16 protein-coding genes are annotated in these 17,032 nt (G+C 35.9%); 14 read left to right on the top strand and 2 right to left on the bottom strand.

Annotated features, from left to right (window positions below):
* From flgL to ACU6U9_RS21960, 12 genes are all read left to right on the top strand, one after another.
* A complete protein-coding gene (gene flgL, locus ACU6U9_RS22015; RefSeq protein WP_446737097.1) occupies positions 1-1,239 on the top strand; it encodes a flagellar hook-associated protein FlgL in 1,239 nt (412 codons plus the stop codon).
* Between the two features lie 77 nt (positions 1,240-1,316).
* On the top strand, positions 1,317-2,318 hold the full coding sequence (gene pseB / locus ACU6U9_RS22010) for a UDP-N-acetylglucosamine 4,6-dehydratase (inverting) (protein WP_446737096.1): 1,002 nt from the start codon (positions 1,317-1,319) through the stop codon (positions 2,316-2,318).
* Positions 2,315-3,442: a UDP-4-amino-4,6-dideoxy-N-acetyl-beta-L-altrosamine transaminase gene (gene pseC / locus ACU6U9_RS22005; RefSeq protein ID WP_446737095.1), complete on the top strand. Its 1,128-nt coding sequence runs from the start codon at positions 2,315-2,317 to the stop codon at positions 3,440-3,442. Before pseB ends, pseC begins: the two co-directional genes overlap by 4 nt.
* Positions 3,423-4,100: a class I SAM-dependent methyltransferase gene (locus ACU6U9_RS22000; RefSeq protein WP_446737094.1), complete on the top strand. Its 678-nt coding sequence runs from the start codon at positions 3,423-3,425 to the stop codon at positions 4,098-4,100. The genes pseC and ACU6U9_RS22000 overlap by 20 nt, the downstream gene beginning before the upstream one ends.
* Complete coding sequence (locus ACU6U9_RS21995; protein ID WP_446737093.1) at positions 4,081-4,974, top strand: aldo/keto reductase; 894 nt, start codon at positions 4,081-4,083, stop codon at positions 4,972-4,974. The genes ACU6U9_RS22000 and ACU6U9_RS21995 overlap by 20 nt, the downstream gene beginning before the upstream one ends.
* Positions 4,964-5,719, top strand: coding sequence for a cytidylyltransferase domain-containing protein (locus ACU6U9_RS21990; protein ID WP_446737092.1), 756 nt, complete (start codon positions 4,964-4,966; stop codon positions 5,717-5,719). The genes ACU6U9_RS21995 and ACU6U9_RS21990 overlap by 11 nt, the downstream gene beginning before the upstream one ends.
* Positions 5,716-6,984: an aminotransferase class III-fold pyridoxal phosphate-dependent enzyme gene (locus ACU6U9_RS21985; RefSeq protein WP_446737091.1), complete on the top strand. Its 1,269-nt coding sequence runs from the start codon at positions 5,716-5,718 to the stop codon at positions 6,982-6,984. The genes ACU6U9_RS21990 and ACU6U9_RS21985 overlap by 4 nt, the downstream gene beginning before the upstream one ends.
* A gap of 14 nt (positions 6,985-6,998) precedes the next feature.
* Positions 6,999-8,024 carry a UDP-2,4-diacetamido-2,4,6-trideoxy-beta-L-altropyranose hydrolase gene (pseG, locus tag ACU6U9_RS21980; protein ID WP_446737090.1) on the top strand — a complete coding sequence of 342 codons (1,026 nt, stop codon included), beginning with the start codon at positions 6,999-7,001 and terminating at the stop codon, positions 8,022-8,024.
* Positions 7,978-8,448 carry a GNAT family N-acetyltransferase gene (locus tag ACU6U9_RS21975; protein ID WP_446737089.1) on the top strand — a complete coding sequence of 157 codons (471 nt, stop codon included), beginning with the start codon at positions 7,978-7,980 and terminating at the stop codon, positions 8,446-8,448. The genes pseG and ACU6U9_RS21975 overlap by 47 nt, the downstream gene beginning before the upstream one ends.
* On the top strand, positions 8,445-9,491 hold the full coding sequence (gene pseI / locus ACU6U9_RS21970) for a pseudaminic acid synthase (RefSeq protein WP_446737088.1): 1,047 nt from the start codon (positions 8,445-8,447) through the stop codon (positions 9,489-9,491). Before ACU6U9_RS21975 ends, pseI begins: the two co-directional genes overlap by 4 nt.
* A gap of 24 nt (positions 9,492-9,515) precedes the next feature.
* Positions 9,516-10,826 carry an FAD-dependent oxidoreductase gene (locus ACU6U9_RS21965; RefSeq protein ID WP_446737087.1) on the top strand — a complete coding sequence of 437 codons (1,311 nt, stop codon included), beginning with the start codon at positions 9,516-9,518 and terminating at the stop codon, positions 10,824-10,826.
* A gap of 2 nt (positions 10,827-10,828) precedes the next feature.
* Positions 10,829-11,542: a class I SAM-dependent methyltransferase gene (locus ACU6U9_RS21960; protein ID WP_446737086.1), complete on the top strand. Its 714-nt coding sequence runs from the start codon at positions 10,829-10,831 to the stop codon at positions 11,540-11,542.
* Here the strand turns inward: ACU6U9_RS21960 and ACU6U9_RS21955 are convergent.
* On the bottom strand, positions 11,532-12,428 hold the full coding sequence (locus tag ACU6U9_RS21955; protein ID WP_446737085.1) for a methyltransferase domain-containing protein: 897 nt from the start codon (positions 12,426-12,428) through the stop codon (positions 11,532-11,534). The genes ACU6U9_RS21960 and ACU6U9_RS21955 overlap by 11 nt on opposite strands.
* A gap of 9 nt (positions 12,429-12,437) precedes the next feature.
* On the bottom strand, positions 12,438-14,492 hold the full coding sequence (locus ACU6U9_RS21950; RefSeq protein WP_446737084.1) for a 6-hydroxymethylpterin diphosphokinase MptE-like protein: 2,055 nt from the start codon (positions 14,490-14,492) through the stop codon (positions 12,438-12,440).
* Between the two features lie 192 nt (positions 14,493-14,684).
* On the opposite strand from ACU6U9_RS21950, the gene ACU6U9_RS21945 reads away from it, so the two are divergent.
* Positions 14,685-15,008 (top strand): flagellin N-terminal helical domain-containing protein, encoded by a 324-nt coding sequence (locus ACU6U9_RS21945; RefSeq protein WP_446737083.1) that lies wholly within the window; start codon positions 14,685-14,687, stop codon positions 15,006-15,008.
* Positions 15,001-17,022, top strand: a complete 2,022-nt coding sequence (locus ACU6U9_RS21940) for a hypothetical protein (protein WP_446737082.1) — start codon at positions 15,001-15,003, stop codon at positions 17,020-17,022. The genes ACU6U9_RS21945 and ACU6U9_RS21940 overlap by 8 nt, the downstream gene beginning before the upstream one ends.
* Positions 17,023-17,032: the final 10 nt, after the last annotated feature.

The following is a 17,032-nucleotide window of genomic DNA, read 5'->3' as shown; positions in this document are numbered from 1 at the left end:
ATGCGTATTTCAACGATGCAGCAATTTAATACGGGCTTGCGCTCAATATTAAACAATCAAGAAGGCACGCTGAAAACTCAACAACAAATTTCAACAGGCCGGCGCGTGCTTACTCCTGCGGATGACCCAATTGCCTCCACACGTATATTGCAGTTACAGCAAGATATTAGTTTAAGAGAGCAATATCAAAGCAATGTTGATGCAGCAAAAAATAGAATTAACCTTGAAGAATCTATTTTGGAGGGGGTGACTGAAAATATAACCAGAATAAGAGAGCTCACGGTTAGCGCTGGTAATGGCTCAATGACATTAGAAAATCGGACTTATATTGCTGCCGAAATTGAGCAAAGGTTAGATGCATTACAAGATCTAATGAATACAAAAGATGCGAGTAATACGTACATATTTTCAGGTTTTAAGGGAGAGACATTACCCTTCGAACAGCGCCCTGGTGGTGGTGTGATATATCAGGGTGACGATGGTGAAAGAATTCTAAATATTAGCAATAGCACAAAAGTTCAAACGAATGACACAGGCAAGCAATTATTTGTCGACATAAAAAGTGCCGAGAATACATTTTATACCCGAGATAATGAGTCGAACATCGGCACAGGGTTTATTACTAATGGCTTTGTAAGTGACCAAGACGCCTACGACGAATTTTACCCTGAAGATATGATTATTCGCTTTAACCCTGATGGCTTTATTAGTCCACCGGGGCCTAATTACAGTGTTGTATCTAAATCAGATAATCGCCCTATCAATGGACTAACTGGCCAAGGGTACGTAGCAGGTACAGAAGTTGTAGTGAATGGCGCTAACTTTAAAATTGCCGGTGAACCAGAACCAGGTGATAGTTTTTTATTAAATAGTAGTAAAAAACAGGCTGTAACCGATACCGTGTCCGGGTTGGTTGAAGGTTTGAGGTCATTAGGTGATACGCCAGAGCAAAGTGCGGCACTTGATAATTTATTAGAAACCACGCTCAAAAATTTAGATTTTGCTCAAACCAGTGTGTCGGAAGTCAGGAGTGAGCTTGGCGGTCGTTTAAACACAATCGAAAACATCGATAATTTACACCAAGATGTAGACCTAGTAAGCCAAGAAGTACTCAGTAATTTACAGGATGTGGACTTCGCAGAGGCCGTTAGTAGATTATCCTTACAAAGTTTCTTATTAGAAGCCGCTCAACAAAGTTTTACGCAAATTAACCGGCTATCATTATTTAATACATTATAAGGTATGAATACCCTTAATTGGTTCAGTTGTTGCTTGATAATAAAAACGATCATAAATTGACAGCTTGAGAGGTCATCATGTTTGATGGTCAAACCATATTGATAACCGGCGGTACTGGCTCTTTTGGCAAAAAATATGCCGAAACCCTACTTGGCCGATATAAACCAAAAAAAATAATCATATTCTCTCGTGATGAACTCAAACAATTTGAGATGCAGCAAGTTTATAATCATGAATGTATGCGTTATTTTATTGGTGATGTACGAGACAAAGAACGTTTAATGCAAGCGTGTAAAGGTGTTGACTACATCATTCATGCTGCCGCTATGAAGCAAGTACCTGCCGCTGAGTATAATCCAACAGAATGTATTAAGACTAATATTGATGGTGCTGAGAATGTTATTCGTGCCGCTATTGATAATGATGTCAAAAAAGTAATAGCACTGTCGACCGACAAGGCAGCCAATCCTGTTAACTTATACGGGGCTACAAAGCTGTGCAGCGATAAATTATTTGTGGCTGCTAATAATATGGTAGGAGGTGAGGTTCCACGATTTTCAGTGGTACGATATGGCAATGTAGTGGGCAGCAGAGGCTCGGTTGTCCCTTTTTTTAAAAAGCTAATATCAGAAGGTGCGGATTCATTACCCATTACTGATTATCAAATGACTCGTTTTTGGATCACCTTGCAGCAAGGTGTCGATTTTGTAATAAAAAATTTCTCTCGCATGAAAGGGGGAGAAATTTTTGTCCCAAAAATTCCATCCGTTACCATGTTAGACCTAGCAAAAGCGATTTCAACGGATATGGCAACACATGAAATTGGTATTCGCCCGGGTGAAAAGTTACATGAAAAAATGTGCCCAAAAGATGATAGCTATCGAACCATTGAATTCGATGATCACTATGTTATTTCTCCTTCTATTAATTTTTATGATGGTTCGATTAATTACCTTTCGAATAATTTGGGTGAAGAAGGCAAGCCCGTTAAGCAGGGTTTTTCTTATGACTCAGGAACAAATGATTGGTTTTTATCGGTTGATGAAACCAAAGAACTACTTGTGGAAGCCGAAAAATGATTGCTTATGGTCGTCAATCAATTGATGATTCGGACATAGAGAGCGTAAAAAAGGTACTCGAAAGTGACTATCTTACACAAGGACCACTGGTTAACATATTTGAAAATAAAATATGTGATTATGTCGGTGCTGATTACGCTGTAGCGGTTAATAGTGCAACATCAGCACTCCACTTAGCATGCTTGGCGTTAGATATTGGTCATCATGATCATGTATGGACATCCGCCATCTCATTTGTTGCTAGTGCCAATTGTGCTCGTTACTGTGATGCAAATGTTGATTTTGTTGATATAGATATTAAAACCGGAAATATTTGCTTAGAGAAATTAAAAGAAAAGCTCATATCATCAAAGATAAATAGCACTCTTCCTCGCGCGGTTGTTGTCGTTCATATGGCGGGAAATCCAATAGATATGGTGAGTATTTATCAATTATCTAAACAATATAACTTTAATATAATTGAAGATGCATCACATGCCTTGGGAGCGACTTATCTTAATGGTAGTAAAGTTGGATGTATGAAATATTCAGACTTTACTATTTTTAGTTTTCATCCTGTAAAAATGATTACCACAGCTGAAGGTGGTATTGTCATTTGTAAAACACAATTAAGTGCACAAAGAGTTAAAGCACTGTCATCTCATGGAATTATAAAAAAAGATGATAATTTACCTTGGTATTATGAGCAAACAGAGCTCGGATATAATTATCGTTTAAGTGATTTACACGCGGCTTTAGGTATTAGTCAAATCGATCGATTAGATCAATTTGTTAATAGACGAAAACAGATTTCAAACCAATATACAGAAACTATCAACGCTAGCGATATTAGCCTTATTGAATACAACCAATATGGTCAATGCTGCCACCATTTGTATCAAATATTATCCAGTAATCAATTGGGTTTATATCAGCAGTTAAAGGCGTCAGGTTACCTTTGTCAGGTTCATTATATCCCGATCCCCAGTCAACCTTACTATAAAAAACTTGGTCAGGTAATGAGCGACTACTCTAATGCTGATAATTTTTATCAGCATGTTTTGAGTTTACCTGTTTATCCTACCTTAGCTGAGCATGATGTGAGAAAAATTATTGGTGTAATTAATGACGAATCAGGACGCTAAGCAAAAATCAGCGTTTATATCCGGCGAAGGCGATAGCTGGTTTGAACGCAATGCGCATTTAGATATTGATGAAAGAATCGAAAACGATTTGATTATTAAAGAAATTGATCGTTTAAATATTAAATCTAAAAAATGCTTAGAAATTGGTTGTTCAGAAGGTTGGCGACTGGCTGCTTTAAATAAAAAAAATGGATTTGAATGTTTTGGGATAGACCCTTCTAAAAAAGCCATCGAATATGGAGAGGATTTACATCCCCAGTTATCACTGGTACAGGGTACAGCAGATAATTTGCCATATTTAGATCAAAGTATGTCAGTCGTTATTGTGGGTTTTTGTTTGTATTTATGTGATAGAACCGAATTATTCAAAATTGCTTGTGAAATTGATAGAGTTTTATCAAATAAAGGGATATTGATTATTCTAGATTTTTATTCAGAGCAGCCTTATAAAAATGATTATACACATCTAAACGGTATTCATAGCTATAAAATGGATTACATGAAAATGTTTACTTGGAATCCAATTTATCAAATTATTTCAAATACAATTACGGATCATGATAATAATAAAGTAGTAGTTGATAAAAATGAACGTATTTCATTATGTAGTTTAAGAAAATCAATTAAAGATTCGTACAGTGAAAAACCAGAATTTTAAAATTAATAATTGGATCGATAAAATAGAATTGGGCAGTGCTCAATTTGGGCTAGATTATGGTGTTAATAACGGTAAAAAAATTAGTCAAGATCAAGCCTATTCAATACATGAATTACTTTGTAATAATAATGCTTGCTTGATAGATACTGCGCCTTCTTATGGTAATTCAGAAACTATTGTTTCGAGTATTATTAAAGAAGAATCAAGAATTATTACAAAGCTATTACCGTTGTCTCAATACAGCATAGAAGAGATTATACAGGGTATCGAAGTAAGTAAGATATTGTTTGGTCGTCATCTGTCCGGTTTTATGATTCATAATGCCAACGATGTATTTGATGATCGTTTTACCGAAATTATTGATTATCTTAGTGATATAAAACATTCAAATATAAAAATAGGCGTGAGTGTATATGACCCGCTAGAGGTGTTTGAAATTTCTAATAAATTGACCTTAGATATGATTCAAATACCGTTTAATATATTAGATCAGCGTGCGAATAATACATATTTTTTAGATTATGTAAAAAAACAGAATATAGAGATTCACGTTCGTAGCGTATTTTTGCAAGGATTATTATTGATGGCTGACAATACACCACATGCGCTTAATGCAGTTCTACCTTATCGAAACTTAGTCAATCAAGCCGCTTTATCACAAGGTTTATCGATGTATGAACTATGCTTATTTTTTGTATTTAAACAAAGTTGGATAAATAAAGTAGTGATAGGTCTGGATAATAAAGAGCAAGCCAATAGTCTTATTAATACGGTAAAAAAGTTATCAAATATTGATAATGAATATGATTTTTCAATATTTGCATGCAATGATATCAATATAATAAATCCAGCGAAGTGGCATTATGATCATTAATGCATTTTTACAAGCACGATTTAGCTCGACGCGGTTACCAGGTAAAGTTCTTAAAGTGCTTGCGGGTAAGACCATGTTGGAACATCAAATTGAAAGACTAAAGCGTTCTAAAACGATTAATACTATTGTAGTACTAACAAGCCTTGATAAAAGTGATGATGCAATCGAGAGAATTTGCAAAAAAAATAATATTCATTGCTTTAGAGGTGAACTAAACGATGTATTGTCTCGTTTTACAGCCGCGTTGGCAGTTTATCCTTGTGACAATGTCGTCAGAATAACAGGTGACTGTCCGCTGTTAGATTGGAATGTAGTGGATTCGATTATTAATGAACATCTAGAAAAAAATGTCGACTATACCTCAAATACAATTATTCCAACGTACCCTGATGGACTTGATGTAGAAGTAATAAAATCTGATTGTTTATTAGACGTTAATACACATCCACTAAAATCTTATGAAAGGGAGCATGTCACATATTCAATTTATCAAAATCCAGATTTATACACACTTCATAATGTCTTAAATCCGTTAGGTGATGAATCGCATCTGCGTTGGACGGTAGATGAACTAGTCGATTATGAGTTTATGTGTACGGTTTATAATGAGCTCTATACTGGTAAGCCGTTTTCAACACATGCAATAAGAATGTTACTAAGCGAAAAACCAGATATTTCAAATATAAATAAAGGGTTTTATCGTAATGAAGGGCTCAGTAAAACACTGCAGGGGCTTACTAAATGAGATACACAGAATCCAATGAACATTTAAGGCGAGCGCTTGAATCTATACCAACAGGCTCTCAAACTTTCAGTAAATCATATTATTCATTACCTAAAGGTGCCGCTCCTTTATTTATCGAAAAAGGGGAGGGTGCTCATGTATGGGATGTAGATGATAATGAATATATTGACCTTGTTAATGGATTGCTGAGTGTTTCTCTTGGATATTGTAATAAAGATGTAGACCAAGCGATTAAAGCGCAATTGAAAAAAGGGATTACATTCTCATTGCCTCACAGGCTAGAAGCGCAAGTAGCTGAAAAATTAATTGATATGATTCCATGTGCTGAAATGGTTAGGTTTGGAAAAAATGGCACAGATGCTACATCTGCCGCTATTCGGTTGGCAAGAGCATTTACAGGGAAAAGTAAGATTGCTATTTGTGGTTATCATGGCTGGCAGGACTGGTATATCGGTACAACTACACGAAATCTTGGAGTGCCTAGTGATACATCAAAATTATCAGTCTGTTTTCAATTTAATGATATTGATTCATTAATCGCATTATTTGAAGAAAATGAAGATATTGCAGCTGTGATTTTAGAGCCTATGTCATCTTCGATTCCAGATCTTTCGTTTTTAAAAGGTATTAAGTCTCTATGCGAAAAAAATAAAGCAATACTGATATTTGATGAAATGATTACAGGCTTTCGCTTTCATAATGGCGGTGCGCAAGCATTATTTGGTGTTACACCTGATCTTGCAACCTTTGGTAAAGGAATGGCAAATGGGATGCCTATTTCTGCTGTTGTGGGTCGCTCTGAGATCATGCTGTATATGGATAAAATTTTTTACTCAGGAACATTTGGCGGTGAAACGTTATCTCTTGCAGCTGCTAACTGTGTGATTGATATTTATAGACATAACCCGGTTGTCGAGCATCTTTCTTACATCGGTAAATTAATATTTGATGGTGTTATTGATCTGGTTAAGCTGCATAATATTAACTGGTTTTCATTGGTTGGGCATAATAGCTGGAAGATAATGTCAATCAATCACCAAGATGAGGTGCTAATTAAATCAGTTATTATTCAAGAGCTATGTGAAAAAGGTGTTTTGACTATAGGTACTCATAATATTAGTTATGCCATGACAAATAATGATGTTGAGCATGTTTTAGCAGCTTATGATCATGCATTACCTTTAATAAATAGTGCTATTAAAAAAAATTCGCTTGAACAATTATTAAAGGGTGAAAAAATACAGCCGGTATTTAAATTACGGTAATGTCAAATATAAATATGAATAGAAATAAAAGAAGAATAGCTATTCGATTAGATGCTGATTTTGAATTTGGTGTTGGTCATTTAATGAGATGTATTGCATTAAGTGATGCGTTATATCATGTATATGAAATATATTTTATTTTACGTAGTTCAAGCTATTCCTATAAAAATCTAATTGAATCTAGTGGTTACCATGTTTTTTTCATTAAAACGAATGATAATGAATTAGAAAATACCTTAACAGTCATAAATGAAATCGATCCTAGTTATATTATTGTTGATCATTATGAATTAGATTATTGCTGGGAATCAAATTTCTATGAAACATATAAAATAGTTGTGATCGATGATTTATGTGACAGAAAACATAAATGTCATTATTTGATTGATTCAGTATTTTTACGAAATAAGACTGATTATCTTGATAAGCTTAATCATGATTGTATTATTTTTTTAGGATCTAAATATGCACTCATTAAAGACTTATTTCAAAAATATCGATTGAAGTCGATAACGAATAGGAATACTACAAAATCTATACTAAATGTTTTAATTAGTTTTGGCGGAACGGATAATCTGAATCTGTCTGAGAACGCATATAAAATAGTAAGAAGTGTTAAAAATGACGTAAATATATCGATTGTAACCACATCGTCAAATAAGAATTTACCTTATTTAAAGTGTATTGTGGAAAAAGATGCTCAATGTAGTTTATATGTTGATGAAATTAATATGCCTCAACGTATGCTTGAAAATGATGTTGCAATAGGGGGGGTTGGTGGTTCGAGCTTTGAACGAACGCTTTTGGGATTACCTTGCTTGGGAGTTATCGTTGCTAAAAATCAATTTGAATTAGCACTAAGGTTATCAAAGTTCGGTGCGATTATAATAGGAGATATTGGCGATCTTGAAAATTCGATCAAAGACTTTTTACAACGAGATATGAGCTTATGGTACAAGCAATCAAAACATTGTCTTGATGTGACGGATGGTCTTGGAATATCACGAATATGTAATAATGCTTTTTGGTATAGCGCCTGAAATAGAACTGCATAATATAACCGAATCTGATAGTGATTTGCTGTATAACTGGCAAATAGAGCCTGATGCTAGACGTTATAGCCGTAATGAAAAGGCACCGAGTCAATCAGAGCATGTAGTATGGTTTATGCATTCTTTGATTAACGAATCTAGACGTATGTGGAAAGTATATTTTAAATATCAATACTGCGGTTATGCAAGATTAGATCGTTTGTCTGATTCAGAAGAGGTTTCAATATTAATCTCTAAATCATTTCACGGGCTAGGTATTGGCTCGCAAGTTATTGAAAAGTTAAAAGAATATTCTTTATTTGGCAAGTTAGATGCGAAAGTCGATAAACGTAATACTGCATCATTGTGTCTTTTCAAAAAAAGAGGGTTTAAGGCGACTTTAGATAATTTCTATCAATGGGTGAAGACATGAAATCAATTAAGATTAATGGCAAAGACATTGGCCGTGATTTTCCTCCATATGTAGTAGCGGAGCTTTCTGCTAATCATAACGGTAGTATTGATATTGCAAAAAAAATAATAGAACAAGCATCTGCAACAGGTGTTGATGCAATAAAACTCCAAACTTATACCCCTGAAACATTAACACTGAAATCTGAACATCCAGATTTTTTGATCAAAGGCGGTTTATGGGATGGTTACACGTTATATGATTTATATAAACAAGCGTATACGCCTTATAGTTGGCATAAAGAGTTATTTGACTTCTCTAGAAAATTAAATATCACATGCTTTAGTTCTCCCTTCGACCATACCGCCGTTGATTTATTAGAAGACTTAAACGCACCAGCATATAAAATAGCATCATTTGAGGTAATAGACTTACCGTTAATTAAATATGCGGCATCTACTAAAAAACCGTTGATTATTTCAACTGGTATTGCCAATTTAAAAGAAATAGAAGAAGCAGTTGAGGCAGCTAAAAGCGCTGGTTGTAAAGACTTGATACTGCTTCACTGCATTAGTTCATATCCTGCCCCGATTGATCAGTCAAACTTAAGAACGATTCCTGATTTATCTGAAAAATTTGGTGTAATTACGGGCTTATCTGATCACTCTATGGGGAATACTGCTGCGATTACATCTGTTGCACTCGGCTCTTGTTTTATCGAAAAGCACTTCAAACTATCTGAAGAGGGTAGTAGCCCAGATAGCAGTTTTTCAATAACACCTAATGAGATGAAGAATTTATGTAGAGATGTAAAGAATGCGTGGCTGGCATTAGGTAAGGCAGGCTATGAAACTAAAGAAGCAGAAAAATCGAATAAAAAATTCAGGCGCTCATTATATTTTGTTAACCCCCTACAACCTGGTGACACATTATCTATTACCGATATTCGAAGTATTCGTCCTGGCTATGGTTTGGCGCCAAAGTATATCGAAAATATTTTAGGAAAAAAAATGATAAAAGCAGCAAGCTTTGGTGATTCTGTTCAGTGGGACTACTTTGAATAATTCATTCATTTGAATGAGGTGTATATGGATACAACAAAATATGATGTAATTATTATTGGAGCTGGCCTATCTGGTTTAGTTGCCGCCTATACGTTATCTAGCTTTGGAATTAAGTGCTGCTTGTTAGATAAGAACGATAAAATCGGTGGCGGCAATAGCTCATTTAAGAATGAATTCGGTGATATTTTTGATTCGGGTTATCATGCATTAGATGAATCAAGATCACATATAACAACTGCTCTTTTTAAAAAAGTGGTTGGGAATTTTCATAGAAAAAAACTCAGCAGAGGCATTGTCTTAAATAGCCATGTATTTCCATATAATAGTGATATTAAGAGCTGGCCAAAAGAGCTCTCATCCCTACTTGATTTGAGTGATATTGATGATATCGGCACTAGTATATCAGCAGAAAACCTATCATCGGTTTACGGGCCTAGATTTATTGAATATTGTAAAAACAATATATTTCAATCCTACCCTTCAGAAGTAAGGGCAAGTATAGAGGGTAGGGATAAAAATAGAATGTTTGATTTAATTTATCCTTGGTTCTTTCCTAAATTGATGAAAAAATCTATTGATGGTGGTGAAGAATGGGCTCAATACCATGGGAAAATGAGAAATCAAGATCAGTTTGTTCTTTATCCCAAGGAAAATGGATTTTATGGGTTTGTAGAATCATTATACCGTGCAATTAATAAAGATTTTTGTGACATTTATCTTGGGTGCACTGATTTACAATTGAAGCTAAATAATGAAAATCACTGCGAAAGTATTTCATTTTTAGATAAGTCGTTGATAGCAGATCATTATTTTTGGTGTGCTCCGTTTTTCGGGTTAGCTCCGTTATTAAACATCAAATTGCCTAGTGGTGTTCCTCAAAGACTTGCATTAGGTAGTTTTAGGTTGAAAGATGACCTAAGCCAGCCTTACCATGAAATATTAGTGGGTGATATTAATCATGATATCAATCGTATATCGTTCCCTGGGTACATGCGATCAGAAAAAAATAACTTAATCCAAGTGGAGTTTTTATTCCCTGATGGTGAGTACCCAATCGATTCTGATTTTTGGAAAACGTCTTGGTTAAATAGTCTTAAAGATATGAATATTATTGATAATTATAATGTAGAATTATTTGACTTTGAGGTTTGTTATCGTGGAATGGTGACAAAACATCCGCTGGATGAGATTTCAAAAGAATATGATAAAAAATTCAAAGATTCGAATACTAATATATTCTTACCATTTGTGAATGCAGGCCCAGAGAATATAAATAGATTAATACCTGCTGTAATTAATAATACAATTGATTTTATTTATAAAAAAGGAATTTAATAATGACGATTCAAGATGAGTATTATCTTAATAAAGAAGGTGATGATTTTTTTAATAGAAACTTTAAAGGAAAAGAAGTTCCAGATTTGCGGTTTAATAAAACAACCATATTGGAGTGTATTAAAAAATCAAAAATTGAATTTGATAGTGTAGTTGAATTCGGTTGTAATTATGGTGACTTATTAAATTACTTTAAAATATCGGGTTGTAGTGATTGTGTGGGTATTGAAGCATCTAATCAAGCTATCGAATTTGGGGAAGAGCAATACGGTAATTCGGTTGATTTTTTTCATGGTGTAATTGCAGATAATGCCATATCAAATGATGCATCAAACGATGGTCGTTTTGATTTGGCCATAGTAGATGACGTTTTTAGTTGGGTGTCTAGGAATAGTATACTTTTTTCAATCTCAAATGTTGATAAAGCAGTAAAAGAGGGTGGGTTCATTTTTATTCGTGATTTTAAACCCCATAAATTTACTAAAAATAGAAATCATCATATTAAAGATGAAGAAGTTTTTAACTTTAAAGTGATTGGTTCCCACCTGCAAATATTCTTAGCAACAGGGATGTATGAGATTGTGAGTGAGAATATTTACTATGATAATGAAATGTCAGCGGGCTATCTATGTGATAACCCGTTTAACTATCGTTGGAGTGATGTTATTTTACAGAAAAAATCTACTGATTTTTTTGATGACGTGACTAAGGTTTAACTTCCTCAAATTTACTAGCAAAAATGCTATTTTCAATCTTTAAGCACGGTATACCCTTTATTATGGGGTATGCTGACATAGCTTCTGGGCTATATAAGCATTCATTCTCTTCAATTAAAGGAGTTTTGTACTTAGGGCACGCAAATTTCATTGTTGGGTTATCTGCATTGCTTTTTTTTGCGATAATAGTAATGGCTGTCGGATTAAGAGGGTTCATTACATGAGGGAATAACTCGTGTCTAATAATCTGATAGCCTAGATTTTTCGCAATAGCCTCTAAATTTTTGCAGTAACCATGAGTATCCATTCGCTCTCTTACTTGATTGTTTGATAGCTCGTACGAGGGCTCTAATAACACAAGATAATCACGTGTGACTCGATACAGTTCTTTTAATACGACCTCTTCACTTCCGCCATTGGGCTCGATTGAGTGGGATGTATAAACTATGTCAATTGAATTATCTTGAAATGGTATGTTGAATAAATCACCAACACAAATGTTAGCATTGTTAATGTCTAGTTTATTTAGCCATTGCTTCGCGTATGCCACTCTTGACCAACTTAAATCAAACCCATATGCCTCAGTGTCATAATTTAGCGCGTTAATAACGCCACCTAATGTAGTGGCCTCGCCAACACCTGCCTCCATAATGGTCTTAGCACTGCCTAAGGATTTAATAATTTCTGCAATTTCTGTTGAGTATTCGTGCTTGTGTATTGCAGTTTCTTTATCGTTCATTGCTTCTATGTAGCTGCCTGTTTGCATATCATAAGATATTTCGATGATTTCTCGTGGGCTTCGGTTTGATTGCTTATCAGACTTTAACAGCTGGCTAATGTTTTCACCGTTGTCATAACTAGCCTTTATTTCTCTTGGTGTTTTCATGTCATTACCCTAATGAAGGTTTTTTTCTGGAGAAGATTTACTTACATTTTCTTTTTCCGCTTCATATGGTGCACGTTCAAGCCAATCTTCTTTTAAATAATAGTCGCCACTATTGAGATGTTTATATATTTTTTTCTTTATATATTTTATGTAAGATTTGTAGTCTTCAAGCCACTGTTTAACAATAATATCTCTGCCATTATTATCGCTATAACTCACCAAGTAATAAAGTACAAGTAGTGGTAGTCTATTGATTGACATTGTATTTCGATATTGACCTTGGTTTTTTGAGGTTGACATAATTATTTTATATATTAGTTCTTTTATTGTTATGCATGTTTCTTCGCCTTTATTTCCATCAATTTCTTGTATTGTTTTTATGATTTGTTTGCATATATCAAAACTAACATTAAAGGTGTCTTTGGTTTTTGTATGTATGTTTTTTTTGTCAATATCCATTATTTTTGGTTTAAATTCGGCATCACATATTGGGAGGCTATCAGCTATTTCATTGAATTCTCTAACAGTAATGTGTTGAGTCCCCTTAATATCTGCACCATAAGAGCAATTGAAATATTTATTTGTCGATAATCCAATTAATGATTGCATAAGTTGCTTTGCTGAATTTAAAGCATGCGATGTCATGATATCGTTACCGTTCACATCTATATCATGAAGATGTGCTAGCTTTTTTATGTTCTCGCCATACGCTTCTAAATCTTTTAAATTATCAGGTAAGCCTTTTTGGTTAGATATATTGTCTTTTGTATGATGGTTTCCATTTGTATGGGCAAAATCTAATCCAATTAAGTACATGTCGGCTATAGTCGTTCTATTTATAAATGCAGTTGCACCATTTGTACATGTTAAACCACCAAATCTTAATATGAAGTCTGAACTGAAATAATTGGCAAGATCTGACGTTTCTTGTAAAAAATAATATACATTATTGAATAAAGCAGGAATGCCAGGGTTTGTCTCAATGCTGCAAACTAAATCAATGTCTTTTAATGAGTGTTGTTCATTTAAATGTTTTAAATGCTCAGTTGCTAGATTTTGAAACTCTAATTCAAAATGTAAATCAGGTTTTAATTTTACATTTAATATAGTCGTGAGACTGCTTCCTGATGTTATGATGAAAAATTTATCTCTGTATTTTATAAGCGTTTCTAAATAGGTATCAAGTGATGGTCCAGCACCAATGACTACTACATTGGTTTTATCTTTTCCTATTCTTGTTTGGCCTAAGTTTATAATTTTATTTTTCGAATTTATATTTTCATTTGTGTTTAATAAACGTTGACCATCAGGCCCGATACGCTCATATATGAGCTTACTCATGTTATTGAAATCTTTTATGATTTCTTTTTCAGCTTCGTATTTCTCATGTATTGGGTTGTGATTGTAAATAAGTGTGGACGCTGTAATAGAAGGGAATAGCTTGAATAACTGAATTTTCACTTGGTTTTGAAAAACTTCATCACTGATATCGTCGCCTTTTACGGTAAAGGATATTTGATGTTTACTTTTTAAACTTGTCAAAATTCCAGTCCAATCAACTGTATATAACGATTCTTTTAGATTAGATAAATTTCTCTCTATAATCGTTATATGCCAAAAATTGCCTTTGTTACACAAAAGTTCTATGTGGTGGCCAAGGCCAACCCCAAATACGACTAAATCTGTGCACACAGGTTGTAACTGAGTCGATTGTTGAAAATGTTCGGCATAGCGTGAAACACAATTAAAAAATGGATGTCTTTTAATTAAATTGTTGATGTTGAGCTTTGATGGGATTGGTCGGTATTCATAGGTGTCTTTTAGTGACAAGTATCGTGTTACTTCATTTGTTGCAAATTCATATGCCCCTTCTGGGTAGACCGTTCTGCCATTTATTACCTTATTAAGGCGTTTTGTTTTTGCATCCATTGTTAACGCTACGTTTTGCGTAGAGTTAGAGATAAGTGTGTAAATGTCGGGTAAGTGCTTTTCAAAAAACGCCAAATTCTTCTTGTAGCGTTCGGTGATCCTAGTCTGTGCATCATCAATATCTGTGGTGTTCATAGGGGGATTCTTGACTTATTCCATTTGATTTTTAACGAAGCATTTATTATGCCACCTCTTTTAGAGCTGATGCCGACTCCTTTAATCGGTTGAAATAAATTTCTAAAGGTATTCGAAAATAGGCCGTTAAAGATACTGTGATTGAAAATTAGGGTGCAAAAACCTTAACCGAAGTAAACAAAGGAGGCAGTCATGCCACAAATTATTAATACCAATATTGCTTCTTTGAATGCTCAAAGAAACTTAAATAAGTCGCAGTCTGCTAACCAAACGTCACTACAACGTTTATCTTCAGGCTTAAGGATTAATAGTGCCAAGGATGATGCGGCAGGTTTGGCGATTTCCACCCGCTTTAATTCTCAAATTCGAGGCTTGAATGTAGCTGTTCGAAACGCAGGTGATGGTATCTCCCTTGCGCAAACAGCTGAAGGCGCCTTGGGCTCAATGAATGACAACTTACAGCGTATTCGTGAGCTGGCGGTACAGTCAGCTAACGCCACTAACTCTGATGTCTGATCGTGACGCACTTCAATCAGAGGTGTCGCAGCTATTAGCTGAAGTGTCACGTACCGCAGATGAAACCGACTTTAACGGTCGAAAATTACTCGATGGTAGCTTCAGTGCTACTTTCCAAATTGGTGCGAATGCAGGCCAAACCTTAGAAGTGTCCATTGCTGAATTAACGGCTGAAAAGCTGGGTTCAGCTAGCACAGCTGGTGTTACGGCTATTGGTAGCGATCAAGCATTATCAAATGGTGATTTAATTATTAATGGTGTTTCAATTGCGGCTTCTAATGCCGGTGATGATACATCGTCTACGTCAAACGCAGCTGCGTCTGCTATCGCTAAAGTTGAGGCAATTAACCGTCAGTCTGATGAGACAGGCGTAACCGCATCGGTTAACGAAAATGTGGTTTCTGGTGCCGAAATGGCAGGTGCGGGTACAACGGGTGTGTTATCGCTCAATGGGGTTGATATCGCACTAACCACGACCGCTTCAAGTAGCCAAACCCGTGCGGGCGTGGTTGAAGCGATTAATGCACTTTCTGAACAAACAGGTGTCATGGCGGTGAATACCGACTCTGACTCTGGTGGTGTTCAACTTATTGCGAAAGATGGCCGAAATGTTCAAATATCGCTAAGTGGTACATTAACAGCGGCTTCGACAGGTCTTGCTGCTGATGCGACAACCCCAGGGAACGCTGTGACTTACGAAGGTGGATACACCTTAGTTGCCGATGCAGCAGTGGGTAAAGTTGTAATTGATGGTGGTAACGGTACTGGTAAAGGTGATTTAGCCAATGCTGGCCTAGTTAAAGGTACTTATGATCGTGGTGTTGCATCCAGTGTGAGTGCCGTGAATACAAGTAATTTGCAAGCCACTACGGTTTCTGACACCACAGCCACAGGTTTGGGTAACAAACTAGCCAGTGTGAATGATAATGCCACCTTGTTAGGAGGCGACAGTATTGTACGTGATTTGGCATCTAATGCGGCGGCCTCTGCAGTAGCCCTTGTTAATGACTTTGTGGTAACCACATTCACACCAGCAGGTACAGCAACATCAACCCTGGTTGCTATTGCCAGTGATACCTCTGTGGCATCTGCCGCGGATGTACTTAATAGTGTTGCAGGTGTGAATGCATTTGAGCGTATTGAGTTCCAAGTTACGGACTTTAACCCACTATCAGGTGGCAGCACGCTTTATATTGCTAACCAATCTATTTCATTACCTGGTGACATTTCTGGTGGTTCTTTTGTTGAAACTTCGGCGCGCTTACAGGCGTTGGTTGATGCGATTAACAGCACCAGTTTCTCAACAGATGTTAACGTCACGGCAGAGCTTAATCAGGCAAAAGACGCCATAAATATAGTGATGGATAATGGCACTGGCGTGAGTAAAAAAGTGGGCGTAAGTACGGGGGCGACATTAGCCGCAGAGACAGTTTCTGGTGCGCTTACGATTGTTGCTGGTTCGGCTGCTGCAGGTAATGTCTTTGTTGGTAACATAGCCTTTAATGCATCAGGCACGACGGACTACGTTGATATTGCTGCCCATACAGCAACCGCAGGTGCTGGTGGTATCTTTAATGGCGGTACATACACTGGTAGTAGCTACGGCAATGATGGCCTAGCTACAACAGGCACAAATGAATTAAGCGTAACGGTGGATGATGTATCGTTAGGTGCGATTACCGTGGCAAATGGTTCAACGGTAAGTGATACCGTTAATGAAATTAATACCGCATTTGGTGCTAACGGTGTGAATGCTTGGGAAGACATTACCCTTGTATTTGATGCTAATAATCTAAATGCAGGTGATACGATTTCTATCGGTGTCCTTGGTAGTGCCGCGAACGGTGTGAGTGTTGCTGCAACCGATGATGATGCCAGTGGTACTGCAGGCGTTGGCGGTGTCGATGCTAGTGAATTAGTTGACTCATTCAATAACACTGATTTTAGTGCGCAAAACATTGACGTTGCGGCATCATTAAATGCAGCAGGGCAGCTAGTTCTTAAATATCCGTAATTCGTCTGGT

It is taken from the genome of Pseudomonas sp. HK3 (assembly GCF_052920985.1).
This window is presented reverse-complemented; position numbering and strand designations above follow the sequence as displayed.